This window comes from Enterococcus dongliensis, from assembly GCF_031927985.1.
Lineage (GTDB): Bacteria > Bacillota > Bacilli > Lactobacillales > Enterococcaceae > Enterococcus_A > Enterococcus_A dongliensis.
Genome location: NZ_JARPZC010000013.1, coordinates 65,570 through 91,071, shown reverse-complemented (window position 1 = coordinate 91,071; position 25,502 = coordinate 65,570). Strand labels below are relative to the sequence as shown.

Annotated in this window: 22 protein-coding genes; 3 read left to right on the top strand and 19 right to left on the bottom strand. The window is 34.6% G+C overall.

The annotated features are described in order from the left end of the window. Positions 1–574: 574 nt before the first annotated feature. Positions 575–3,001 carry a flavocytochrome c gene (locus P7D84_RS10195; RefSeq protein WP_311806336.1) on the bottom strand — a complete coding sequence of 809 codons (2,427 nt, stop codon included), beginning with the start codon at positions 2,999–3,001 and terminating at the stop codon, positions 575–577. Positions 3,002–3,012: 11 nt separating this feature from the next. After that, complete coding sequence (locus tag P7D84_RS10190; RefSeq protein WP_311806335.1) at positions 3,013–3,609, bottom strand: NADPH-dependent FMN reductase; 597 nt, start codon at positions 3,607–3,609, stop codon at positions 3,013–3,015. A gap of 221 nt (positions 3,610–3,830) precedes the next feature. On the opposite strand from P7D84_RS10190, the gene P7D84_RS10185 reads away from it, so the two are divergent. Next, a complete protein-coding gene (locus tag P7D84_RS10185; RefSeq protein WP_311806334.1) occupies positions 3,831–4,766 on the top strand; it encodes a LysR family transcriptional regulator in 936 nt (311 codons plus the stop codon). 57 nt (positions 4,767–4,823) lie between these two features. Here P7D84_RS10185 and sstT read toward each other — a convergent pair whose 3' ends face one another. From sstT to P7D84_RS10170, 3 genes are all read right to left on the bottom strand, one after another. Next, positions 4,824–6,083, bottom strand: coding sequence for a serine/threonine transporter SstT (sstT, locus tag P7D84_RS10180; RefSeq protein ID WP_311800433.1), 1,260 nt, complete (start codon positions 6,081–6,083; stop codon positions 4,824–4,826). A 368-nt stretch (positions 6,084–6,451) separates the two neighbouring features. After that, positions 6,452–7,810, bottom strand: coding sequence for an FAD-dependent oxidoreductase (locus P7D84_RS10175; RefSeq protein WP_311806333.1), 1,359 nt, complete (start codon positions 7,808–7,810; stop codon positions 6,452–6,454). A gap of 303 nt (positions 7,811–8,113) precedes the next feature. Beyond that, on the bottom strand, positions 8,114–8,479 hold the full coding sequence (locus P7D84_RS10170) for a pyridoxamine 5'-phosphate oxidase family protein (RefSeq protein WP_311806332.1): 366 nt from the start codon (positions 8,477–8,479) through the stop codon (positions 8,114–8,116). Positions 8,480–8,723: 244 nt separating this feature from the next. Between P7D84_RS10170 and P7D84_RS10165 the strand changes: the two genes are divergently transcribed. Further along, entirely contained in the window at positions 8,724–8,867 is a 144-nt protein-coding gene (locus P7D84_RS10165) for a hypothetical protein (RefSeq protein WP_311806331.1), read from the top strand. Then, the gene (locus P7D84_RS10160) at positions 8,868–10,121 is read left to right on the top strand and encodes a DHA2 family efflux MFS transporter permease subunit (protein ID WP_311806330.1); all 1,254 of its coding nucleotides are present in this window, start codon (positions 8,868–8,870) and stop codon (positions 10,119–10,121) included. A gap of 182 nt (positions 10,122–10,303) precedes the next feature. Here P7D84_RS10160 and P7D84_RS10155 read toward each other — a convergent pair whose 3' ends face one another. From P7D84_RS10155 to P7D84_RS10090, 14 genes are all read right to left on the bottom strand, one after another. After that, positions 10,304–11,470, bottom strand: coding sequence for a nucleotide sugar dehydrogenase (locus P7D84_RS10155; RefSeq protein WP_311806329.1), 1,167 nt, complete (start codon positions 11,468–11,470; stop codon positions 10,304–10,306). Beyond that, on the bottom strand, positions 11,467–12,897 hold the full coding sequence (locus tag P7D84_RS10150) for a lipopolysaccharide biosynthesis protein (RefSeq protein ID WP_311806328.1): 1,431 nt from the start codon (positions 12,895–12,897) through the stop codon (positions 11,467–11,469). Before P7D84_RS10150 ends, P7D84_RS10155 begins: the two co-directional genes overlap by 4 nt. After that, positions 12,890–13,981: a polysaccharide pyruvyl transferase family protein gene (locus tag P7D84_RS10145; protein ID WP_311806327.1), complete on the bottom strand. Its 1,092-nt coding sequence runs from the start codon at positions 13,979–13,981 to the stop codon at positions 12,890–12,892. The genes P7D84_RS10150 and P7D84_RS10145 overlap by 8 nt, the downstream gene beginning before the upstream one ends. Before the next feature lie 18 nt (positions 13,982–13,999). Continuing rightward, entirely contained in the window at positions 14,000–15,187 is a 1,188-nt protein-coding gene (locus P7D84_RS10140; RefSeq protein ID WP_311806326.1) for an O-antigen ligase family protein, read from the bottom strand. An 11-nt stretch (positions 15,188–15,198) separates the two neighbouring features. Continuing rightward, the gene (locus P7D84_RS10135; protein WP_311806325.1) at positions 15,199–16,314 is read right to left on the bottom strand and encodes a glycosyltransferase family 4 protein; all 1,116 of its coding nucleotides are present in this window, start codon (positions 16,312–16,314) and stop codon (positions 15,199–15,201) included. Continuing rightward, positions 16,304–17,440 (bottom strand): glycosyltransferase family 4 protein, encoded by a 1,137-nt coding sequence (locus P7D84_RS10130; RefSeq protein ID WP_311806324.1) that lies wholly within the window; start codon positions 17,438–17,440, stop codon positions 16,304–16,306. The genes P7D84_RS10135 and P7D84_RS10130 overlap by 11 nt, the downstream gene beginning before the upstream one ends. Next, positions 17,415–18,254 (bottom strand): NAD-dependent epimerase/dehydratase family protein, encoded by an 840-nt coding sequence (locus P7D84_RS10125; RefSeq protein WP_311806323.1) that lies wholly within the window; start codon positions 18,252–18,254, stop codon positions 17,415–17,417. Before P7D84_RS10125 ends, P7D84_RS10130 begins: the two co-directional genes overlap by 26 nt. Beyond that, a complete protein-coding gene (locus P7D84_RS10120; protein ID WP_311800445.1) occupies positions 18,251–18,868 on the bottom strand; it encodes a sugar transferase in 618 nt (205 codons plus the stop codon). The genes P7D84_RS10125 and P7D84_RS10120 overlap by 4 nt, the downstream gene beginning before the upstream one ends. 11 nt (positions 18,869–18,879) lie before the next feature. Continuing rightward, positions 18,880–20,697 (bottom strand): polysaccharide biosynthesis protein, encoded by a 1,818-nt coding sequence (locus P7D84_RS10115; protein WP_311806322.1) that lies wholly within the window; start codon positions 20,695–20,697, stop codon positions 18,880–18,882. A gap of 11 nt (positions 20,698–20,708) precedes the next feature. Next, the gene (locus P7D84_RS10110; RefSeq protein WP_311806321.1) at positions 20,709–21,473 is read right to left on the bottom strand and encodes a tyrosine-protein phosphatase; all 765 of its coding nucleotides are present in this window, start codon (positions 21,471–21,473) and stop codon (positions 20,709–20,711) included. Positions 21,474–21,493: 20 nt separating this feature from the next. Further along, the gene (locus tag P7D84_RS10105) at positions 21,494–22,201 is read right to left on the bottom strand and encodes a CpsD/CapB family tyrosine-protein kinase (protein WP_311806320.1); all 708 of its coding nucleotides are present in this window, start codon (positions 22,199–22,201) and stop codon (positions 21,494–21,496) included. 15 nt (positions 22,202–22,216) lie between these two features. Further along, on the bottom strand, positions 22,217–22,993 hold the full coding sequence (locus P7D84_RS10100) for a YveK family protein (RefSeq protein WP_311806319.1): 777 nt from the start codon (positions 22,991–22,993) through the stop codon (positions 22,217–22,219). A 25-nt stretch (positions 22,994–23,018) separates the two neighbouring features. After that, entirely contained in the window at positions 23,019–23,936 is a 918-nt protein-coding gene (locus P7D84_RS10095) for an LCP family glycopolymer transferase (RefSeq protein ID WP_311806318.1), read from the bottom strand. A gap of 84 nt (positions 23,937–24,020) precedes the next feature. Then, positions 24,021–24,851, bottom strand: coding sequence for a hypothetical protein (locus P7D84_RS10090; RefSeq protein ID WP_311806317.1), 831 nt, complete (start codon positions 24,849–24,851; stop codon positions 24,021–24,023). Positions 24,852–25,502 lie beyond the last annotated feature (651 nt).

The following is a 25,502-nucleotide window of genomic DNA, read 5'->3' as shown; positions in this document are numbered from 1 at the left end:
TATGATGACTCCTCGACAATTTGAGGCGAAGAAAATAAGTAATCTAACCGACTGTTAACTAAACTGTTGCAGGTCCCCTTTGACCACTTAAAATGTTATACTTTCTTTAACGTTAAAAAAGAGAAACTATTAAATCATTTTTATAATTAATTGGGTTTACATTTTTAATAAAAATCGGACAGATTATACACCTATTTTTTCTACAATTGTATCTGTTAGAGTCTTTGAAAAGTTTAAATCTATATCTTTTTCAAGTTTGTTTGTCCCGTTGAGAATAATTAGGATCTTTTTTACAGAGACATTGCTACTTAAATATTCTGACAAGTCAACATCAACTATTGATATAAACGACTTTTCTGCATCATATGCAAATTTAAATTAAGAATCATCTTTTAAATGGATTATTTTTTTCAAATGATAAGGAACTAATCAGCAAAGACTTCAGGACGTCATGATTCTCCTCAATATCATCAATTATAAACATTTTTAACGCTATAAGACGCCAAATCAATGAGTTTTTCAACTCATTGATTTGTTTATCTTTTTTCAGAGATAGGTGTTAACTAATTCCAAATTATTCAAAAAAATCTTTAATAGCTGTCTTGCCTGCGATTCGTCCAAAGGTAAAGATATCTGTCAACGAATTACCGCCTAAACGATTTCCTGCGTGGATTCCGCCGGCAACTTCCCCAGCCGCATACAAACCAGAAATTTTTTCGTCATTCTTAGTTAATACATGTGTCTGAGTATCGATTTTCAACCCACCCATTGTATGGTGAACTGCCGGTTTTCTTGGTGTCGCATAAAATGGGGCCTTAACAACCTTCAAATCAAATACGTCTTTTCCAAATTCAGGATCAGAACCGGCATCTACATAAGAATTATATTTTTCAATCGTCGCTTTCAGTACAGTTGGATCTATTCCAAGCTGTTTGGCTAATCCTTCAATCGTTTCCGAACGGAATAAGGTCCCTGCGGCAACTTGCTTATCTATTTTTTCTCGACTCGTATTATAAGCAGTTTTTTTGATTTCTTCATCAGCAATTAGATAGAACAAACTACCATTATCAATCGCCGCTTGTGTCAAAACATCTCGGCTTTCATATTCATTAACAAATCGTTTTCCTTTTTGATTGACCATAACAAAATTAGCTGGCGGCACTTGTAGGCCGCTAAATAATGCGCCTGTCGTTGGATCAGAGACTGGCATCATTTGTGAAAAGCCCATCCCAACTAAATCTGCACCGACACTTTCTCCTAATTTGATCCCATCACCAGTGATAGCCGGAGAATTTGATGTTTTAATATCATCATCGATTTGTGTCCAGTAAGTATTGTATTGTTTTAACATCTTAGTATTCGCGCCAAAACCTCCTGAAGCTAAAACGACTGCTTTTGCATGGATAGTCACTTTTTGGTTATTCATTCCACGTCCGATGAGTCCGACTACTTTCCCCTCTTCAATCAATAATTCTTTAACTGGTGTATCGGTAAGAATCGTACCGTCATTTTTTTCAACATACTCTTTCAAAGCAGAAATAAAAGCATATCCTTCGCTTTTTAACGGTTTGTGCCCCCGACGCCATTTTGCGCCAACTGGCATATCAACGTGTTTCTTATCAAATTCTACTCCTACTTCTTCTAACCATTGAACAGATTCCAATGCATGGTCTGTTAAAATTTTTACCAAATCATATTGGCCATAAATAATATTTCCTTCTAAGTCTGTTCGTTTCCCACCAAGATATGTTTGGATACGATGCCAGATTGCTGAGTCAAAAAGATATTCCTTTGTATCTGCTGTTTCGTTTAAATATGCATGGATTTGTTGCTTTAACTCTTTGAAGTCGGCTAGATATTCTTGATCGATGGTTGCTTCATCTATATGCAAGATTTCTTCTAATGTCCCACTTTCTCCTGGTAATGCAGCAAACGTGTTTTGCCAATCAGGATCGGCTGCATTCATCGGGCCTCCTGCTCGAACTGTATTGCCACCAAGTGCAGGGAATTTTTCTACAAGAATTACCTCTTTTCCTTCTTGTAAAACACTAGCTGCAGCACTTAAGCCTGCGCCACCGCCGCCGACCACAACTACATCGGTCGTGTATTCAACTGCATTCACTTGAGGATTGAATCCTGTTTTCGGCCGTTTTCGTAGCGCATCTGGATCGGCTCCTGCTAATTGAACCGCTTTTGCAACGCCATCAACTACGCCATGACTCGTAACCGAAGCACCAGAAACCGCATCTACATTCAAGGTCTGACCTTCAATGATTTCTTGTGGGATTCGTGTGAATACAATATCAGCAATTCCTTCTGATTCACCTGCTGTATCAATATCAATGGCCTCGATTCGATCATCGCTTAATGTTACTGTCATCGGTAAGTTTCCATTATGACCTACCGCAGTTACTTCATATTTTCCTGGTTGAAAAGCGACTTCTTCTGGAACATTTAAAAGATTTGCAATCTCGGTAAAGCGAACAAATTTACGAAAACAACTTTCTAAAAAGGCAACCGTCTTCTCATCCGTAATATTCCCCTCTTTATCAAACGCCTGTTGTGCTCGTCCTAATAAAAATTCATTACCAGGCATGACAGAAGCATTCACCCCAGGAGCATCTAAAATTTGACGTAAATGCAGTTGTGCTCGAGAAGAACCTTGAACATCGTATGATGCCCCGACAATCATTACTGGTTTTCCATCTAGCGGATGAAGGTTAAAAGACAACCATTCTAAAACACTCTTTAACGCAGAAGGGATGGAATGATTATGTTCAGGAGTTGCGATGATTACTCCCTCTGCCTCACTGATTTTTTTATTCAAATTTTGAATCACAATGCTATCCGTTTGATCCTCTGTCTCGTTGAACATCGGTACATCAGCAATCTCTAAAAGTTCAATCTCTGCTTGATCTTCAAAATGTTTCTTCATAAACTGCACAAGCATCCGATTATAAGAACGTTTGGCATTGGTTCCGACAATTGCTACATACTTCATCTTTTTTCCTCCTAAACTTCCCAAGAAAATGGTTTAGTATTTTTCTTACTTCGATTTTTTAACAGTTGTTCCGTCATTTTTACAAATTGAAGAAACTCCTCAAAATTTTCTTCGAGTTCATTTACTTTGTCTCGATCAATTAAATCTCCTTTTTCATCAAATGATTGTTGTGAGTGGCCTAATAAAAATTCTGCGCTAGGCATCAAGCGGGCTTTCAACTCTGGCGCATCTAAAATTTGGCGCAAATGAGCTTGGGCACGCGAAGATCCTAATGAACCCAACGAAGCTCCGGTTACCATCACCGGTTTGTCGATTAAAGGACGTGTCGTATAAGACAACCATTCTAAAGCACTCTTTAGTGCCGCTGGTATAGTATGATCATATTCTGGTGTACTGATTATCACACCATCTGCTAAAATAATTTTATCTGAAAGCTCTTTAACTGTAATTGGCGGTGTCTGATCTTCTGGTTCATCAAATGCCGGTAGGTCTTTTATTTCACAAAGTTCAATTTCTGCTTGATCAGAGAAATGTGTTTGGATAAACTGCAATAATTTTCGATTAGTAGACCGGTCTGAATTTGTTCCCACGATTCCGATAAGTTTCATTCTAGAACTTCCTTTCAAAAATAAATGTGATATATTTAACAATATAAAGCAAAAAAATAGTTAAATCCGTTTTCTATAACTGTTGTTCTGATATAAAACGTCAAACTACTGATTAACTCTTAATTAAAATCAGTTTAAGAATTTACAAATGTTTTGTGAAATATTTATTTAATTATCGTTTGATAAGTAGTTTGTTATAATGAAAAAATGGAGGAGTTGCTATGTCCCTTACAGATTCGCCTACAATGCTGCGTTATTTAGATATTTTGTTAAAGCACGGAAACTATACCCGAGCAGCAAAGGAATTATTTATTTCCCAGCCTTATTTAACACAAGCGATCAAAAAAGTAGAGCAACAGTTAGGAACAGAGATTATTGATCGCCAAGCAGGACATCTACACTTGACGGAAGCCGGAAATGTTTACTACCAATACTTAGAAGCACTTGAATTGCAGGCAGCCGAACTTCAAAAAAAATTAGAAGTGTATACACAGCCAAATCAAATAAAAATCCAAGTTGGTATCTTATCGAGTTTAGGTATTTTTCTACTCCCGCTGTTTCTACCAAAATACCAAAAGGATCAGCCCACAGTAAAACTATTGCTTAATGAAAATCTGCCTAAAATAAATGAGAACAAGGTACTCAAAGGCGAAATAGATTTTTACATTGGGCAAAATCCGGAAGCAGTTTCACCTAATTTAAAGGTCTACGAATGCTCAAAAGAAACGTATTATGCTGTTATTCCAAAATTTTCACATTTTTATCGTCCGGGTGTTCAATTTTTAGAACCTGAATCTATTCCACTCAAAAAACTGTTACAAGAAAAATTTATTCTAACTTCTAGTGGTTCTGCTATTCGTCGGCAAATGGACCAGCTTTTTCAAAAATATGGGATCATTCCTCAAATTGCCTTAGAAAGCAGTAATATTTATACGGTAGTTGAACTTGCTAAAAATAATCTTGGATTAGCGATTGCACCTGAAAGTGTGATTTTTTCTCTCGAGCAAGGTTCTTATAACTTATTTCCTATTTCTGATGAATTATCATTAAGCTACTTCATTGCCCATCGAATCGACAAGACTCTCTCAGAAGCAGAAGAAGAATTTATTGCTTCTTTTTTAGCCGGTATCCAACAAAAAAATCTCCCCGATAGATAAAAAGCACTGCTTTGCTGCCAAACGACAACAAAGCAGTGCTTAGTTTTATTAATGACTTTAGTCAATACTTTTTGTTGGTTTCATGCCTTTTTCTTTAACTAGTTTTTTGATATTGAGCTTAGCTCCCTTTTTCTTCAATGAACTGAATTCAGCAACTGCTGTGAACAATAAGTCACTTGAAGAATTAACAGCTGTTTCCACTGAATCTTGAACTACACCTATAATGAAGCCAACACCAACAACTTGCATGGCTACATCATTTGATATTCCAAAAAGACTACATGCTAGCGGAATCAATAGCAATGACCCCCCGGCTATCCCTGATGCGCCACAAGCAGCTAAAGCAGACAGCACACATAAGATTAAAGCAACGAACGGTTGAATATCCATCCCTAAAGTATGGACTGTTGCTAATGTCATAGTAGAGATAGTGATTGCCGCTCCTCCCATATTGATGGTTGCACCTAAAGGAAGAGATATAGAATAAGATTCTTCACTTAATTCCAGACGTTCTGCCAACATCATATTAATTGGAATATTAGCTGCAGAACTTCTTGTAAAGAATGCTGGAATCGCACTTTCTTTTAGACAGAAAAAAATCAGCGGGTAAGGATTTTCATGAATAAGCAAAAATACAAGTATCGGATATATTATCAATGCGACAAACAACATGGTCCCCACTAACAACGCCAATAACTGTCCATATTGTCCCAATCCTGATACACCAGTTGAAGATACTGAATTAAAGACCAAACCCAAAATCCCGATAGGTGCTAGACCTATTACTAATTGAACAACACGAGTTACAGCTTCAGATAAGTTATCGATAACATCTTTTGTCTCTTTAGAACAAGTACGTAAGCCAAATCCAATCAATGCTGACCAGAAAAGAATCGATAAATAATTTCCATCAATCATTCCTTGGATTGGATTTTGAACGACACTGGTTAAAATATTTCCAATAACATCTACTAATGCTTTAGGCGCATCTTGTGAACCAGCTGCTTCTTGTAACACAATTTGAACTGGGAACAAGAAACTTGCGACAACTGCTGTTACCGCAGCTAAAAGCGTTGCCAATAAATAGAGCACTATAATTGGTTTTACAAATGTTTGAACTCCCGACTGATGTTTAGAAATCGATGCCATTATCAAAACAAAAACTAGAATAGGTGCTATCGATTTCAAAGCCCCCACAAATAATTCCCCTAAAATGCCAATAAACTCCCAATTCGGTACGACAATTCCTAAAAATATTCCTATTATAATTCCTAAAATAATTCTTTTAATTAATGACATATTTTTTAATACCTTCATCCAAACGTCCTCCTAACTTTATTTATTATATTATGACAAGTTAATACTCATGTAGTTGATCTCCTTTCATCTATTGACCCAGTAAAAAACAAATATAAAAAAATGGTTATTAAACAATTATAATATGGTTAACTAAAGTAGTAAATATTTAATTGATTAAAAAGTAATTTAATCTTTCTTGTTCTAATTAACATGCTCTATTAAGTTACTTTTTAACCAATAAAGCAAATCCAATAAATAAATAGCAACAATATATTCATTTGCGATATTTATAGTTCTAAAAATTCGGGTTAATTCCGACAAAAAAGCCTAGAGAATAATCTCTCTAGGCTTTTTATTGTTACGCACAGTTGCTATTTTTTTACAATCTAACCTTCGTTTTCTTGTTGCAACGCTTTTAGACCAGCCATGTTAAGTAAGTTCCATGGTGTGTCAAATTCTGGTTGGAAGAAGAAGTCAGCATAGGCTAATTGTTCAATCGTAAATTTTGTTTGGATGGCAATAGAAATTGCGTTGATGTTTGCTGTCAAATCTTTTTTCGACATGATTTGTGCGCCTAAGATCTCATGTGTTTCTGGATCATAAACTAATTTGAACAACATCCGCTCTTTCATATTTTCTGGTACAAAATCCATCAATGTATCTTGATCTAATAAAACAGATTTCGTCTTGATGCCCAACCGGCTTGCCATTTGATCATTTAATCCGGTTGAAGCAAATTTATAATCAAACACTCGTAGCGCTGATGAACCTTGAACTCCAGGGAATGGGAATTTCGCTTCTACTAAGTTTTTCACAGCATACCGTCCTTGACGGCGTGCATTAGTAGCAAGTGCGATATTGACCGCTGTTTTACCTGGATTGTATTGGATCAATGTTGCGTCACCGACTGCAAAAACATCTTCGGCACTTGTCCGCATATATTCATCCGTCTTAATCATACCATTTGGATGCATCTCGACTGCGCCTTTTAACCAAGCAGTATTTGGTCGAACACCGGCTGACATAACGACCATCTCAGCTGGATATTCGCCTTTATCGGTCACAACTTTCTTAACTTTTCCATCTTCACCGACAAATTCAACGACTTTTTCTTCCATGGCTAATGTCAGGCCATTTTCTGTCATGTCTTTTTCTAAAATATCGGTAAAGCTTTGGTCAAGATAGACACCCAATGGACGGGGAATAATATCAACGACTGTAACTTTTTTACCAGCTTTTGCGAACGCTTCGGCAGCTTCAATCCCGATGTATCCTCCGCCAACCACTACAACATTTTGAATGTCTGGATTGACCGAATGAATTCTAAGATCGATCGTGTCTTGACGACCACGCATGGTTTCGATATTTCCCAACTCGTGACCAGGAACTGGTAAGATAAATGGATTTGCCCCAGGGCTTAAGATCAATTTATCATAACTTTCTGTTCGAGATTGGCCACTGATATGATCCAATACTTCAACTTCATGTTTCTCAGGTACTACTTTGGTGATTTCAGTATTTGTAAAAACGCGAACCCCGCGTTGTTCCATCTCTTCAGCTGTCATGTAACGAATTGAATTAACGTCTTTCACGACTCCTTCGAGATACATTTGCGTGCCTCATCCCATAAATGAAATAAAGTCGCCTTTTTCGTACCATTGCACTTCCGCACCGGGATGTGCCAATAGTAGCTCTTCGACTGCTTCATAGCCGCCGTGTGAAGATCCTAAAACAATAACCTTCATCAAAATCCCTCCTAATAGTTTAATACATCATGATACATCTGTATTGTACCGTAGTTTCACTAGAAAAGGATAAATTTTAACTCGTAAATAACGATAGTTACCAAAAAAGCTACTCCCTCTCACAACCTGCAATATAAGGAGTAATCAGCCACAAAATTATTATCAAATCAGTCAAAAATTCACCCAGAAACCACCGAATGAGTTCAAATCGTAACAATAAGCAAAAAAATATCCTTCCTATTTAAAGAAGGATATTTCAAAAAAATGCTGAATCCTAACAGGCCTCAGCTATATTGTGTAAAATCAGATTTTTTGTTCGATGCTGGTTACTTTTATTTCTAAAACTCGTGTTAAAAAAGGAAATTCCGCCTTCATTTGATCAAGGATTTCGCCAGAAGAAATAAAACTAGCTGTTCCAGAAACATGGAATCCCGTTCCTGGTCCAACCAGTCCCTCTACTTCACGGCTGCCGATCGTTAAAAGAACTTGATCATTTTCAATTAAATCTTGTTCGATACTGTGCATTCCAGCCGCTGGGATATATAATTTATCCCCGTCTGCTTTCACGTATGAATTCCAAGTATTGACTACATGATACGCTCCTGCGTTACTTGAAATAATCGTTACAACTCCCTCATGTTCTAGGACTGCTAAAAATGTGTCATTCATCAAGCAAACACTCCCCTCCAATTAGTATAACTTACTGATATCACAGATTATATAAAATGTAAACTAGCATCACTTCTGCTACCCATTTATGTAATAATCATTTCAAAAATTCCAATACGCAAGTTAGAACTTTCGTTTTCGTACTTCTTTCAATAAAAAGGTTGTATTTTCTGAAAAGAAGAGTATATTACTAAAAGTAAAAAATAGCACGAAGTCTTTATCGTGGTAGAAAAGGAAGGTCTGAATGGTAAAAGACAAACAAAGAACACTGATTTTTATCAATATTTTGATTAGTTGTATCGCCTCCTCAATGTTAGCGACAGCTTTGACAACTGCACTGCCGACAATGATCAACGAATTCAATATCTCCGTAACAACTGGGCAATGATTGACAAGTGGTTATTCCCTAGCCATGGCAATTATGATGCCGCTAACTGCCTTTTTGATTATTCGTTTTCCCACCAAAAAATTATATCTAGCCGCGATTTCTTTTTTCGTCGTTGGCTTACTATTAGCCGTGATCGCTCCAAACTTTACGGTACTAATGATTGGTCGAATCTTGCAAGCTTGCGGAAATGGTATTTTATCTTCAATGGCGCAAGTAATTTTGCTGACGATTTATCCCCTAGAAAAACGCGGTAGTATTATGGGTTGGTATGGCCTATCCATCGGTGCCGCTCCCGTAATCGCACCAACAATCACAGGAATTTTGATCGACATCACTGGCTGGCGAATGATGTTCTACCTCGTAATCGCAATCATGATTGTCTCATTTATTTGGGCAATGGCCGTCTTTGATGACGTGTTACCCAATCGGAAACAAACATTTGATCTACTGTCCTTTGTTCTTAGCGGATTTGCTTACGGAGGATTGACATTAGGAATCGGGAATATCAGCAGCTCTCTTTTTTCTTTACAAAGCGGCTTACCGTTACTAATTGGATTATTGTCAATGGGACTATTTGCTTATCGTCAATTCCATTTAGACGACCCATTCTTAGATTTAAGTGTCTTAAAAAACAAAATTTTTGTTGTCAGTTTGATTGGCAGTATGCTGCTGTATTTCATCATGATGGGTTCTTCCATTATCTTACCGTTACTCATTCAATCCATCGAAGGCTATTCAGCAACCGTCTCAGGCCTAGTGACATTACCTGGTTCTTTAGCGATGACACTTATCAGCCCTTTCACCGGAAAATTCTATGACAAATTTGGTATGAAGAAATTATTTTTCGTTGGTGCCATTGCTTTACTCTTAAGCAATCTAGGAATGGTATTCATCACGCTCAAGACAACGATTTTTATCATTGCCCTATTAAACGCCTTTAGAAGTATCGCCATTGGGTGTCTAATGATGCCATTAGTTACCTGGGGGATGAGTCACATCGATAATTCTTTGACTGCTCATGGAACGGCGCTACTAACCTCACTCCGTACGATCGCCGGTGCAATCGGCTCAGCAGTTTTTGTCAGCCTAATGACCACAATCACCAAACAATCTCTTCCAATTTATGGAGGAAACGCAGCCATCCATGGACTAAACATTACCTTTTTGGCAATGACCCTCTCCGCTGTTTTACTAGTACTGTTTGCCTTCTTTTCTGGAAAGGGCACATTAGATACTGCAACAGAATTAAAATAATTACTCTTACTAAACAAACACCAGCTTCTGTCAAAGAAAAACTTTGATAAAGGCTGGTGTTTTCAAAATACAAGAATCCTAACACATTTTAATAATTTTTTCTTCTTACTTCATAAATCAGTTTAAATTTACTCATTCATATATAGAAAAGAAGAGTTTTGAATGCTACTAAAAAATAATTGCTAATCTCTTCTAAAGATATCTCTCGTATAAACTTTATCTTCAACATCTTTTAATAAAGGCTCCATACGATTTGATACAATAACATCTGATAATTTCTTAAAGTCTTCAAAATCTTTAATGACACGCGAATTAAAGAAATCTTCCGCATCTAGAGTTGGTTCATAGACAACTACTTCAATCCCTTTTGCTTTGATACGTTTCATAACACCTTGAATTGATGAATAACGGAAATTATCTGAGTTGGCTTTCATTGTTAAACGATAAATACCAACAACTTTAGGTTTTTTGTCAATGATTTGTTCCGCAATAAAATCTTTGCGCGTTGTGTTGGCTTCAACGATTGCACCGATGATATTACTTGGTACTTCCTCATAATTTGCACGTAATTGTTTTGTATCCTTAGGTAAGCAATACCCACCATAACCAAATGAAGGATTGTTGTAGTGAGAACCGATTCGAGGATCTAGCCCGACACCTTCAATAATTTCCTTGCTATCCAATCCACGTGACTCTGCATAAGTATCTAATTCGTTGAAATAAGCCACACGCAACGCCAAGTAAGTATTGGAGAACAGTTTAATTGCTTCTGCTTCAGTCGGATGCGTTAGCAACACTGTAACATCTTCATCTAAAGCATTTTCCTTAAACATATTCGCAACTTCTTGTCCACGATCAGAACACTCCCCAACAACAATTCGTGAAGGATGCAGATTATCATATAGTGCTTTCCCTTCTCGAAGAAATTCAGGAGAAAAAATAATGTTATCTGTTTTAAATTTAGCTTTCAATTCCAAGGTGTAGCCTACAGGAACTGTTGATTTAATAATAAATGTAGCATCTGGACGAATAGTCAACGCTTTTTCGATAACATCTTCCACTGTTGAGGTATTGAAATAGTTCTTCTTTTCGTCATAATCCGTTGGTGTTGCAACGATTAAATAATCACCAAATAAAACAGCATCTTCAAAATCTTTAGTGAAATCTAAGTTCAAATCATCTCGTTCAAGAAATTTATGAACTTCTTTATCTTCTAAAGGAGATTGTCTTTTTTGCAGCATATCGATTTTTGTTTCAATGATATCGTATGCTTTGACTTCTTCTTTTTGACTCAACAAAAGGGCATTTGCTAAACCAACGTAACCTAGTCCAAAAACTGATATTTTCATTTTCCCCCTCCTATTATCTTTGTAAAGACTTGTTTTATCCCTAATAAAAACTTCAATATATACTGTTTATTTAATAATAAGAGTCCTAAGAAAATTAGTATACTAATTACCTCATATTCATCAAAAAAATCTAGCGTTTTATAAATTGAATAAAGTGTAAGTATACCAATATTCAAAATAAAAGCCGTTTTTGAGAAATGTATCTTTATCAATCTACCTGTATCAATTAATCGAAACAAAAAAATTGAAAAGTAACTTACACAAGTAGCAATAGCTGCGCCCATAACACCTATAGTAGGTATCAATAATATATTTAGTGTAATGTTAACTATAGCACCGATACCAGTCGAATAAAATAACATTTTAGTGTTTAAAGATGTTGTATATATAGTACCTAGATATGATGCTAGACCATTAAACAAATATGCAAGTAATAAAATTGGAACAAATTGGACTGCCGAAATAAAATTTTGAGAGAACATTATTTTACCAATAACATTTGAAAACATGATAAGAAAGAAACAACCGAACACATTTAATCTATAAAAGAAATTAAAAACTGAAGTAAAACTAGCTTCGCTATTTTTTGCATATTCTTCTACTGAAGAAATTTGCCATGCGTCCATAAATATCTTAGTTACAGTATTTAACAAAGATGGTATTTTATACGCAATTGCATACACCCCCGTAGCTTGTACACTGAGAAAAAAGGTAATAATATATTTGTCAGAAGTATTGCTAATCCACCAACTTAATGAATTAGGTATCATAGGTATAGAATATTTTAACATTTGCTTTCTAATTTGACGTAAATTCGTTGTTTTTATACTTAACTTGAAATCAGCTCTATTTATATGAATATAAATTACACTTGCCACTAATAGAGAGATAATTTGTGAAAAAAAATATCCAAATAAAGAAAGTTTTAAATATAAGAGAAAAAGTACATTAAGAGTCAGCAGCAAAAACGTCTCAATAAAACCAATTACAATAACAGCTTTGACTTTTTCCATTCCTCTAGAGTAATACATCATCACATTTTTTATTGCAGTTAATACATACACAATCACCAAATATGGGGCCAATGATAAATTACCTAATAGCGACATAACTATCGGACCTATAATAAGAACAGGAATGCAACCAATCAATGTTGTTCCTAAACCAACACGTAATATCTCAACGTGTGATATTTCTTCGCTTTTTTCTAGCGTAAATCTAATTACAGCTTCATGGATATTAATTGCAAATATCGGTAGTAATAATGATATAGTAACATTAATTAAATCAGTATAACCGTACTCTAAATTAGATAACGTCCTTGCATAAATTGGAACTAATAAAAATATCATTAACCTTGAAGAAAGATTACCTATTGCAAAAGTAAAAGTATTTGAAAATAATTTATTTATTGCACTTTTATTCATTCAATAAAATCCTTTCCAACAAAAGATTAGATTCTTCCCGTCTGCTTTGTAATATTTTTTGAGCTTCTCTAGAAAAACCTAATTTACCATTTGCGGCTTTATTGTTACTGATTAAATTATTTTCCACTTTAAATTCTCTAATGATATTTTCTAAACGTGAATTCACTCCAAATTTCGAATCTAGTAAATCAAAATAAAATTTCTTTTGGAGATTTATACTAAAAATTAATCCGTGGAAAGAATTAGTAACAATATATTCAGCATTGTTCATGATATATAACCAATCTTTAGGACCCGCATCTAACACGTATTTAGCACGAAGCGGTTGACGAGGATTACCGTTAACCGTAACTAATTCTATTCCTAAATTTTTACTCAATTCTTGCGCGAAGTTCACTAGTTCTTTTGAATATGCTCTCTGATAGATAACAATATACTTTTTAGGCAAATTATTATAAACATGTTTGTCTATAACTTTAATCCATTCATCTTTTTCTAAAAGTAATGTAGGATCTAATACTACATCTGGACTTTTCCTTGTTAATTCCTGAACAATTTTAGATCCTTCTGGTTCTCGTACAGTAATATAATTAAACTGATTAAGTAGCTTCGTATACTCCATTTTAATTTCTTCGGGTATTTCTGATACACCAAAACTTGCTGCATAGCTCCTTTTTTTCATGTTATCGGAAACATTTGAAAATAGATAGTTTTTATCAAAATTGGTAATCTTGGGATTCCAAACTTGGTCACTTCCGACTATCAATTTATCATAAGAATCTGCAAATTTATCATCTATTTGATCTGTTTTTTTACTTACCCCACTGTATTCTAAAAAGCTATCAAATTTTTTCTTTCTTGAATACCACATAGGTGATTCCACCAAATTGTAACCCCAACGAACAAAGTTTTTACTAGGAAGGAATCTTTTCCACGAGTCTACCATCTCTAATTTCTTATTTCTATAATCAATAAGATCTGCTTCAAATCCATTTTTTTTGATTTGATTAACTAGAGCATAAGCCTGAAGACTAGCTCCATAATTTAATGATCTTTGAAAAGTTAAAACTCCTACTTTTTTCAATATAAATTTTCCTTTCTTCTATTTTCTATTATATAAGAATGATAATGGTAATCCTGTGACTAATAGGTAAACTCCTAAAATGAAATAATCATAAAGTGGATTACCCGTTAAGCCATATAGTATAAAAATAGACTGAACATAAATTCCAAAGATAATTTTACTATTATCAATTATCTTTGGAATTAGCAAATGTGATTTAACAGATAAATAAAAAGTATTTATAACAGCTAGAATAAATATAAGCACACTAAAAATCCCTTGTTCCGCAAATAACTGAAGATAAATATTATGTCCTTTTATTCCAAGTGTGTTTACAACACTCCCAAATCCATTTCCTAAGAAAACATTGTTATCAATCATCTTTGCCATTACTTGGTAAAGATCACTTCTTCCTGTAGATAAATCTTTGAAATTGGAGAAGTCTATAACTCTAAGTGTCGCCAAAACTAAAAACAACAATAAAGCTATCAAACTTGAAATAATTGCTATACTCCAAAAATACTTTTTTGATTCAGAATAGATATTTATCATTATTACTAGAAATATAGATATTATTGTAAATACTAACATCCCGCGCTTATCGGTTAAGAAAAGACAGAAAAAAGCAACAGTCATAGCAACTATATACAGAATAGACTTAATCAAATGCTGACTTTCTCTTATTTTTACTAATATTGTTCCGATAAAGATGCTAATAAAGAATGCATTAGCTCCTGTTTGTCCTGTAATTCCGGCAAATCTCCCACTCTTTAATTGAAATAAATTTATATTAAGTAAATCTGATGGAAGTATACTTTGATTAACAATTATCACTAAATTAGGAATAAAAAATTGCGCCAGTGTTGCTATGACATGGATGGATGAAAAAAACATGAAAATAACCACAATAAAATTCCCGATCTCTGGAAGATTCATAAACATTTCTTTTAAAAACATGAAAATAAAAAAAACAAAAATGAATAATATCGCTTCTTTTTTCTTATCAGAGTACAATAATGTGAAAAAGCAACTTAATAAAAAGCAATACCATATAATTAGATCTGAATTTAAATGTATATTTAAATCATTATTTAAGATGGCTAAACTAGCTACTATAAATGTTCCCAGAAGGGGGAAAATTATCAATTTCGTATCAATATAAGAAAAAAATAAATAAAAAATAATTAAAATATAGCTAATTTTGTATATACAAATTTTATTTTTCATACAATCACAAATCAATCCTCAATTCCTTGCATAAAGTTTTGCACAACATTTTCCCATGATAATTTATTAACCTCATTTCTTGCAGAATCACTCATTTTACTATAATTCATCCTTATTATTTTTAACACATCTATTAATTCTGACGAACTATATGGATTAACAGCATAACCGATACTATCTTCTTCAAAATGTCCATCAAATCCTTGCTTTACAGTATATACCACAGGTAACCCCTGTGACATAGCTTCCCCGTAAACCAATCCAAATGATTCTTTAAAAGAAGTCATTACAAATATATCAGCATTGCGGTAAATATCTAATAATTCTTTTTTACCTTTTTTCCCCAAATAAGAAACCCATGCATATTTATTTATATTTTCAAGAAATTTTTCTCCATATTTATCTGTAGCATAGCCAACTATTTGTAATCGGTATTGTAAGTGACTTTTATTTTCCCTCTCTAGAGTATTAACAATTAGTTTTATATTCTTATTTTTGTTTACTTTTCCAACATAAAGAATTTTAAGTGGATCAGTAGGAATTTTTCTCTCTTGTTTTAACACGTTGTCAAGCCAATATTGATTAATACCAAAAGGAGTAATAATAGTTTTATTTCTTATTTTCTGTTCGTATTTTCCTGGTACAACTTTATCAATTAACTCTGACAAGTAAAAAGGTGCCGTGAAAAAAATTTTTTCTGCATCTAATAAGATATCCAATGCAATTTTTCTAAACATAAATGGATATTTCAGATAAAGATTTATATCTGTATTAGTTACAATTACAGTATAATTAAGGTTTGTTCTATGACAAATCTTCCTCGCTAATAGTCCGTTTGAAAATAATGAGTGTGCAAGAATACTAGTAAAATCAGAAAAATTTATTTCTTTATTTAGAATTTTATACAGCTTTTCTGATCTATGCGATAAAAATAATTTATCAGTTAAATTTAAACATTTTTTTTGAATTAGATAGTCTTTTTCATTTTTTTGGATATTATCATATTTTAATCTAGGTACAAAAACTTTTCCCTCAACATTTTCTAAACTGTTAAATGATTCAACTATTTCATTATGAACGCTAGAATTGAAAAAATTTGAATTTAAATGTAAAATATTATGCTTCATTATTTTCTTCTCCAATACTATAAATATCGAGATGTTTTGATATATTATTCTTTATAGAATATACTACACTTGCCCTATCAAAATTCTCTTGAGTCTTTCTTTCAAAGGATTGAATATTTTCATTATAATACAGTATCCTTCTTGCAAAATCATCTGGCTCACTCATTGTATTTAAACTATCCGCAACTACTTCCTCAGCTCCCCCAGCATATGTCGTCATAACGACTACCTTTCTGGACATTGCTTCTACAAGTGTTCTTCCGAAAGATTCTGTATCCTTTTTTGAAGTAAGGACAAAATAATTTATTCTATAATAGAATTCATTCATTTCTTCTAAGCTTATATTAATTTTTCCAATAACATTATTTGCACCAATAATTTTTTCAAAATCTCTTATTAATTTTTTTGATTCCAAAACAGCTTTATCATCCAGAGCACCAATAGCCAAAAAAACTTTGATGATATAGTTACTTTGTTCTCTTAAAGATTTTATAATATCTACTGCTAAGCGCCAGTTTTTCCATTCTGCATATCTTCCAGCAAATCCTATTACTAACTCATCGGGAGAAACTTTTTTACTTGAATCGTATATTTCAAAAATAGGACCTGCCGTATTCTCGATTACTCTCATTTCCACTTGGATTTTCTTTTTTTCCAATTCCTTAGCCCAAGATGATTTATTATATTCAGTTGTAGTAACGATTAAGTCAGTATTCTTAAAAGAAAATAGGAATAACTTTAAAAAAAACAAATTGTACTTATTTTTTAGCCCTCGCTCAGTATGATACAATTTTACATCTCGAATGATCATTAATTTTTTCAATAATGCAATAAGAAAGAAACTAACTTGTGCTTGTGTGTGTATTATTTCAGGCTTAACATAATGCACAATCTTTATTACGGACTTAACATATTTAAAGAATACAATAGGTTTTTTAATTAAATGTTTTATTCTGGTTTCATTAGTAATTTTAAAGGAAGTTACTCCCTCAGAAACAAAATCTCCAGGCTGAACAACAAATAAATTGCATTTGTCTTTTATTCCGTTAATAATTATTTTAGTAGACTCTTGCTCTCCTCCAACAGTTTGTAAATTATTGTCACACATTAACATTATTTTTTTCATATACTACGCTCCCAAATGCTTTATTCGTCAATCGTCCTATTTTCCCAGGAATGAATCCTAGCAAACGTATTGCCCAATTCATCCAAGAAAAAAGATAAATCGTTTTTCCATTGGCTTTAGCAATGTCACGAACCATATGACTGGTACGGACATATTTATCATTTTGTGGAAAAAACACTCCGCTATCTTGTTGATCTACACGTTCTTTGACAAACTGGCAAAGTTTATCAATATGTAGCATCGAACGTTCATTTGGGATATCCGGAAATATCGGTAATTTATTGGCTAACTTGACTAACTGTTGATAATTTCCTTTGCTGCCCGGACCATAAATCATTGGCGGTCGTAAAATGGCAATATGGAACTTCTCAGTATTTAAGGGATTCAATCCAATTTCAGCTTGTAATTTGCTGTCGCCATAAAAATTTGATGGATTTGGTTTTGTTTCAGAAGTGATTACTCGTTTTTTGTTGATATTAGTTTCTTCACCGTAAATAATAATCGAACTCATATAGATGAATTGACCTTTTTTTCCATTTAAATCTTGTTTATATTTAGTCGCTGTGTCAACGGCAAGGTCTCGATTGACTTGGTAATACAGCTGTTTGGTTTCTTCATTCACATGAGAAACATCTGCATGGGCGATTCCTGCAACGTGAAAAATCGAATCATAGCTTGAAAAGTCTTTCTTTTTCCACGTATCATCTTTTAATGTAATAACATCAATCTGATAGTCATCGCTAAATTGGTCCATATACTTTTTAAATGAAGTCCCAATGTAACTATTCATACCGGTGATTAAAATTCGTTTCATTTATTTTCTCCCTTCTCCTTTAAAAAGCCTGTCCCGCCTTCCACAACGCCATCACTTTTAAATACTGCACTGATCGTACCAAAGAAGCATTTTAAGTCCATTGGAAGAGATACATGTGTGGTATATTTCCCATCTAGTTTGGCTTTTACTGGTATCTCTAATTCATCTCGTCCATTAATCTGTGCTAGTCCAGTTAGTCCTGGACGAATATCATTTGCTCCATATTTATCACGTTCCTGAATTAAATCGTACTGATTCCATAAACTAGGACGAGGACCAATAATGGCCATGTCGCCTTTCAAAATATTCCACAATTGCGGCAATTCGTCTAAGCTGGTCTTTCGTAAGAATTTTCCGACTTTTGTAATAAAATAATCGGGGTTTTCTAAAAGATGTGTGGGCATTTCCTTGGGTGTATCTGTACGCATTGTGCGAAATTTATAAATATAGAAATACTTTTTCCCTTTTCCAATGCGTTTTTGTTTAAAGATAGTTGGTCCTTGTGAATCTATTTTAATAGCTAAAAACAATAGTAGAAATATTGGACTTAATACGATGATCCCCATCAAAGATAGCAAAAAATCTAAGACTCTTTTTAACCCATTTCTATACACAATCCCAACTCCTATTTATTCGAATCATTCGCGAAACGAACGACTGCTTTTGCTAATTCTTCATCATCTTTTGGTAGTTGATCTGCAAACATCATTACTTCATTGACAGAAAAACCTTTGATATTGCCGACAAAAATCTTTTCATAGATTTTTTCATCATTGCGTTCTTTATCTAGTAATAATTCTTCATACAATTTTTCACCTGGTCTGATACCTGTTTCGATGATCTCAATCTCATCTTCTGAATATCCACTAAGACGAACCATATTTCTAGCTAAATCGACTATTTTAACAGGTTCGCTCATATCCAAAACAAAAATTTCCCCACCTTTTGCTAGAACACCTGACTGAATAACTAAACGACTTGCTTCCGGGATAGTCATGAAGTAACGTGTCATTCGAAAATCTGTCACCGTAACAGGACCGCCTTTTGCAATTTGTTCACGAAAGACAGGAATCACACTCCCACGGGAGCCCAAGACATTTCCAAAACGAACAGCTGAAAATTTTGTCTTTTCTGGCTCATTCATTCCTGTGACGATCATCTCCGCCATTCGCTTTGTTGAACCCATGACATTAGGCGGATTATTGGCTTTATCTGTAGAGATCATCACGAAATTTTTTACATCATTAGCTTTAGCAGCATCTGCTACATTTTTCGTTCCATAAACATTGTTCTTAACTGCTTCTCTAGGATTGTACTCCATCATTGGCACATGTTTATGCGCCGCTGCGTGATAGACAATATCTGGATGATACTGTGTCATTACTTCAAAAATTTTTTCCCGGTCCTGAACATCTGCGATGATAGGAATGATTTCGGTAATTTTGTCTTCGAATTTTATTTTTAATTCTCGGTCAATCAGATAAATCGAATTCTCCCCATGTCCAAGTAATAATAATTGCTTAGGATTGAACTGAATAACTTGGCGACAGATTTCTGAACCGATTGATCCACCAGCTCCGGTGACTAAAATCACTTTATCCGTCAACTGATCTTTGATAGCCGTAATATCTAAGGCCACCTCTTCCCGCCCCAAAAGATCAACCACATCAATTGTCCGCAAGCGAGAAATATTAATTTTTCCTGATACCATTTCTTCCATAGACGGCATCGCCGTTACTTGTACTTTTAATTTTTCAAGGGTACTAAATATCTCCCGTAATTTTTTTCGTGACAAGGAAGGAATTGCAATCGTCACCATCTCGATATCATAAGTTTTAATCAATTCTGGAAGTTCGTTCGTTTTACCAAGGACTCTTACATTACTGAGATACGTTTTGACCTTATTAGGATCATCATCAACAAATCCAACTACTTCGATTTCACCGGCTGTCTTTGAACCTAATAAACTATTATAAAGAATCCGTCCGCCCTCACCTGCTCCAATGATTAATGTTCGCTTAGGGGCATCTCCACCGGTATAACGCATATTCCGGTACTCCACAAATAAACGCCACACTAAACGACTGGAAACAATAAAAAACGTCGATAGCAAATAAGCAAACAGTTCTAAACGACGGCTTGCTGTACTATCAACTAAGATCAATAAAACGGCTGCCGTAACTGATTGTGCAGTCGTTGCCGCAAAAATCGCAATCATTTCTCGTAGATTGGTATACCGATTGATGCGTGTAAATACTTTAAATATATAGCCATACGCCCAATACAAAACAATAGATAAAAGTATCGTTTGTCGAATGAATGCTGATGTGACCGGCAAAAACGGCTGCATAAAATAATATGTAACGATATTTGCCAAAGCGATCAATAAACTATCCACAACTACCAACGTGATCACTTTTCTTCTCCTTGTTAATTCAAACACCCTAGTTCCTCCTAAAACAATCCAAATTTCTTCTTTTTCACTTCTGAATGGGCCTCAAAAGAAATTGAATTTCCATTCAATAAATCTTTTGCGACTTGTTGCATCGCTCCAACTTTAGTTTGTCCAAAATCCTTAGCGATTTGTTCGTAGGCTTCTTTTAAATAAAAATCTCGTTTATTAATACCGTGAGCATCTGAAGCCATCATTTGAACTAAGTTGTGTTTCACCATTTCTTTTGCCGTCTTTTGAATCGACTTGCCAAAGATTCCCACATAACTCGGTGCAGTCAGCTGTGCTAATGCTCCCATGTCTAAAAAAGGAATCAAACGATTCGGCTCTTCTCTAAATTTAGCATTTCGTTCTGGATGAACAATGACCGGTTTCTTTCCCATACTAATTAGTTCAAAAAATAATTGTTCTGTATAAGCGGGAACATCCATCGTTGGAAATTCAATCAAGATATAAGTATCCGCTAAATCGGTAAACAAAATCTCCCCGCGACTTATATCCTCAAGTAAATCGCCAGTGATGCGGACTTCCTGCCCTTCTAAAACGGTCAACGGCAATTGCCGTCGATCTAACTCTTCTTGTAATTGAAGAACTCGCGGAATGACCGTTTGTTTAGGATTGCTGTATCTTCCATTGTTGTGATGAGGAGTGCAAAGAATATGAGTAATTCCTTGATGAACGGCTTTTTCAGCCATTGCTAAGCTGTCTCCCATTGTTTGAGCACCATCATCAACACCAGGTAAAATATGGCAATGTAAATCGATCATTCCCTTCAGTCCTTTCCTAATTAATTTCCGTAATAGTAGTAATAGCCTTGGTCTTTGGCATTTTCTGCGCAATTATAAACTACACCTAATACCTTTGCTTGGACCATGTGTAACAATCCTTTAGCTTTGGTCAACGATTCCTTACGAGAGACATTCTCTCGAACCACTAAAATCGTACCATCTGCTTTGGATGCCATAATTTGCGCGTCAGTCACTGCAACAACTGGTGGCATATCAAAAATAATGATGTCATATAAGTTGCGTGCCTCAGCGAGAAATTGATCCATTCGCGCGGATCCCAATAGTTCAGAAGGATTCGGCGGCTTGGGACCGCTTGTCAATATTGAAAGATTATTGATCTCTGTTTTTTGTGCAGCTTCGCTAATACTTTGGATCGTGCTTAAAACTGTGCTCAACCCAATCGCATTGCTCAAATGGAAACTTTTGAAGATAGTCGGTTTTCGCATATCAGCATCTACCAATAATACACGTTGCCCCGAGTTAGCAAATACAACTGCTAGATTAGCAGCTGTTGTCGATTTCCCTTCACCAGGGCCAGAAGAAGTGACAACAATTGTTTTGATTGGTTTATCTGCTGATGAAGCAAATTGAATATTAGTCCGAATCGTCCGGTATTGTTCAGCGATTGGTGATGACGGATCAATCAATGTAACCAAGCTTACCGCATTAGTTTTTGTTCCTTTGCGTTCATTTTGTTTTTTTGCCATTTGATTTTCCCCTTCCTATACCCGGTTCCGACTGCGACGTAATGATTGCTTATTATCTGTTTTTTTAGCAGCTGGCTTGATTGGTTTCTTATTTAACGTAGTAGCCGCTAACTCTTTGGCTGACATTTGTGGTATTGTTCCAAGAATCGTAAAACCTAAATTTTCTGTAACAAATTTATCATCTTTGACTGTACGATCAAATAATTCTAATAAGAAAGCTAGCCCAGCGCCAACCATTAATCCTAGTATTAGTCCGATAGCTAAGTTCAATTTATTATTAGGTGAAACAGGGGTCATACTGGCAGTGGCTTTTGAAATGATAGAGATCTTATCAACTGCCATAGTGTCTTTTGCATTTTCTTGAAAGACTTGTGATGTTGTATTTGCGATATGTTCGGCATCAATAGCCTTCGTACTGTTTGCCTTGATTGAAAACATCTGTGAGTTTTGGGATTGAGTGACTTCAATTGAACTTTTGATTGTTTCAACAGATAGTTTTAAATCATATTCTGAATCTAAAGTATCTTTGACTTGATTCATTACTAAATCACTAGTAATCAAATCTTTATACGTATTGATCATTTGTAAGTTAGTGTTTACATCATTGGCGTTGGCGCTTTCTGTTTGAGGCAAAGTCACGATCAATTGGGCCTGTGAGCTGTATTTGGGCGTGATGATAAAAAAGGTGATCAGCCCAGCTAAGGCTAAGCCAGCAAACATACTGATGATGATTGAAGTCACATGTTTTTTTAGAATTTCAAAAATCTCTTTCAAACTGATTATTTCTTCCATTTCTTCTCCACTTTCTCTAATTGATTTACTCGTTTTGTTCTAACTGAGTTTGTAGTTTATTTTGAACTCGTGCCAATTCATCATCACTTACTCGTTGATAAGAGATTCCATCTTGCATGAACCCGTCCCCTTGCAGCTGGTCTTGTTCAACTGTGCTAAAGGCCTCTCGATAATCCAAAGCAATTTTTTTCATATCCGTAAAACTCATATCAGTTGTTACATTTCCTTCCATTGCATCGAGAACTTCACGATACTTACTAACACCATCAACGGACAATAATTTTTTTACCACTCCAGCAACGATTTGACGCTGACGTTCTTGTCGGCCATAATCTCCGCGAGGATCTTCTTTTCGCATCCGAGAATACGATAATGCTTGATCACCATCCAGTGTGATCTCTCCATTGTCAAACGTATAGTCATCTTGTTTAAATTTTTGTTCATTGAGAACTTTTATACCACCAACTGCAGTAACTAACTCTTTTAAACCTTTCATATTGATCGCAGCATAATGATTGATGGGAATATCCAAATAACTTTCAACGGTGTCCATCGACATCCCTGCTCCACCAAAGGCGTAGGCGTGATTGATTTTATCTTCTGTCCCATGTCCAATGATTTTTACGTAAGTATCTCGAGCAATACTTACAATAGATGTTTTTTTATTCGCTGGGCTAACAGTCGCAACCATCATCGTATCAGATCTACCCACTTCTGTTCGTCCAAGATCACCCGTATCAATCCCTAATAACAAGACAGAAAAAGGTTCTTTCTGAGTTAAATTGATAGTTCTTTCTGTCTCTTGTCGTTCTACTGATTCATAAGTTTTTTGGACCGAATCGCTTAAATCAAAATAAACTTTTGCCCCAATCCCTACAACGACCACCGTCAGCGCAATGATGACTCCTAAAACGATCAGTATAATTTTCTTCCCCTTTGACATTTAACTGCTCCCATCTTGCTATAATAATTTCTCTTTCTTTTGGTACAATAATCCGTGTTTCTTCTATTTAAATAGTTGTTCAATTTATTGTGTATAATCTTGTGACAGCTCTTCAGTATTTGTCCAAGTATCGGTAGTTTCCTCTGCTGCTCCAACACCAATCTGATTCCCAATTGTCGCTGCAGCTTCTCCAAACGATTTTTTCAATGTTTCGTTACGAACTTGCGCAATGCTGTCTACTAAATTTAAATAGATTTCATATGTCGCGGAACTGGCCACTTTACCATCTTTTAACAGTTTATCCAATGTTTCTTGAATATCTGTTGCTCGTTTGACTTGAGCTGTTGCATAATCTAAGTATTGATTTATTAGATTCTTCCAATTACTGTCTGCAATCATTTTCAAACGGTCGCGAATATCACCAATCGTTGTTTCACTCACCTGCTCATTAATGATGACATCATTTTGAGCTGCCTGCCAATCACTGACTGGTTGCGTGAATAATTCATTTACACTTTTTTGAATATAAAATTTCAAATCGGCATCATCCATACGTTTATCCAGAGAATCTTTTTCAGCTTTAACCTCTTTTATATTTTCTGGCAAATCTTCTTCATTGATTCCAAATTCAGCCGCAGAAACTTTTATTGCGGCCAATTTTGTTTCTACTTTATTAACTGCTTCTTCTTGTAAATCATTTTTAAGAAAGGTATGGGTCTCGTCACTATATAAAGAGGCAATTTCCTCTTTGATTTCTTTTAAACTACTTTTTTCCTTTAGCACCGCTGTTTCTGCATAATTGACCCGTTGCTCATATTGCCGATTGATATTCACTTTGTACCCAACAAAACAAACCGTAATTGCAGCAATACCACCAATTACAACAGCCGCCACTTTTACTAATGGCTTTCCCATGTAATGCACTCCTATTCTGTTTTTTTCTTCATAAAAAACATGCACAAAGTTACCAGTTTACAGTATAAACAAGAACCGCTCGAAAACAAAGGGAGACTTTGTTACAATACTTTTCTGGTATTTTTTTGTTCAAAAACATTTCATTATTATTCAAAAAAGCAATGATTTTTTATAAAGATAACCGGTTTCTTAAACAAAACACTAAAATACCATCAATTAAATAAAATTTTCCTCATTTTTTATTTTCTACGAAAAAAACAGCCTGTGATAACCAAAGACTGTTTTTTCATGTTTAACTAAAAACTCAATCGTACTTACGTTCATCGATCTATTGTAACTAATGAGAAATGACACTACTTTCTTAATTTCAGTTTGCCAGTTTTGGTAAATTAACTCACAATCTTTTTGGCTAAGTCACAAAATACTTCTCGATATACTAATTGATTTCTATAAATTTTTTGTATTATTCTCAATGGTATTTATTATACAATTTTTGCCGATAGATATTATTTCAATTCTTTTACAAATTATTACATTTTGAATAAAAAACAATAGGACTATTATAGATATTCTCTAAAAAATTAAGCAAAAAGGAGTATGACAATGTTTTTGTGTTTTATTTCCGTCATCTTTTTTGTAATACTACTGATT

What these genes read in the sequence shown, in the direction of transcription:
- P7D84_RS10195 (WP_311806336.1), bottom strand. Translation starts at nt 3,001, where the DNA reads ATGAAGTATGTAGCAATTGTCGGAACCAATGCCAAACGTTCTTATAAT.
- P7D84_RS10190 (WP_311806335.1), bottom strand. Translation starts at nt 3,609, where the DNA reads ATGAAACTTATCGGAATCGTGGGAACAAATTCAGACCGGTCTACTAAT.
- P7D84_RS10185 (WP_311806334.1), top strand. Translation starts at nt 3,831, where the DNA reads ATGTCCCTTACAGATTCGCCTACAATGCTGCGTTATTTAGATATTTTG.
- sstT (WP_311800433.1), bottom strand. Translation starts at nt 6,083, where the DNA reads ATGAAGGTATTAAAAAATATGTCATTAATTAAAAGAATTATTTTAGGA.
- P7D84_RS10170 (WP_311806332.1), bottom strand. Translation starts at nt 8,479, where the DNA reads ATGAATGACACATTTTTAGCAGTCCTAGAACATGAGGGAGTTGTAACG.
- P7D84_RS10165 (WP_311806331.1), top strand. Translation starts at nt 8,724, where the DNA reads ATGGTAAAAGACAAACAAAGAACACTGATTTTTATCAATATTTTGATT.
- P7D84_RS10155 (WP_311806329.1), bottom strand. Translation starts at nt 11,470, where the DNA reads ATGAAAATATCAGTTTTTGGACTAGGTTACGTTGGTTTAGCAAATGCC.
- P7D84_RS10150 (WP_311806328.1), bottom strand. Translation starts at nt 12,897, where the DNA reads ATGAATAAAAGTGCAATAAATAAATTATTTTCAAATACTTTTACTTTT.
- P7D84_RS10140 (WP_311806326.1), bottom strand. Translation starts at nt 15,187, where the DNA reads ATGAAAAATAAAATTTGTATATACAAAATTAGCTATATTTTAATTATT.
- P7D84_RS10135 (WP_311806325.1), bottom strand. Translation starts at nt 16,314, where the DNA reads ATGAAGCATAATATTTTACATTTAAATTCAAATTTTTTCAATTCTAGC.
- P7D84_RS10130 (WP_311806324.1), bottom strand. Translation starts at nt 17,440, where the DNA reads ATGAAAAAAATAATGTTAATGTGTGACAATAATTTACAAACTGTTGGA.
- P7D84_RS10125 (WP_311806323.1), bottom strand. Translation starts at nt 18,254, where the DNA reads ATGAAACGAATTTTAATCACCGGTATGAATAGTTACATTGGGACTTCA.
- P7D84_RS10110 (WP_311806321.1), bottom strand. Translation starts at nt 21,473, where the DNA reads ATGATCGATTTACATTGCCATATTTTACCTGGTGTTGATGATGGTGCT.
- P7D84_RS10105 (WP_311806320.1), bottom strand. Translation starts at nt 22,201, where the DNA reads ATGGCAAAAAAACAAAATGAACGCAAAGGAACAAAAACTAATGCGGTA.
- P7D84_RS10100 (WP_311806319.1), bottom strand. Translation starts at nt 22,993, where the DNA reads ATGGAAGAAATAATCAGTTTGAAAGAGATTTTTGAAATTCTAAAAAAA.
- P7D84_RS10095 (WP_311806318.1), bottom strand. Translation starts at nt 23,936, where the DNA reads ATGTCAAAGGGGAAGAAAATTATACTGATCGTTTTAGGAGTCATCATT.
- P7D84_RS10090 (WP_311806317.1), bottom strand. Translation starts at nt 24,851, where the DNA reads ATGGGAAAGCCATTAGTAAAAGTGGCGGCTGTTGTAATTGGTGGTATT.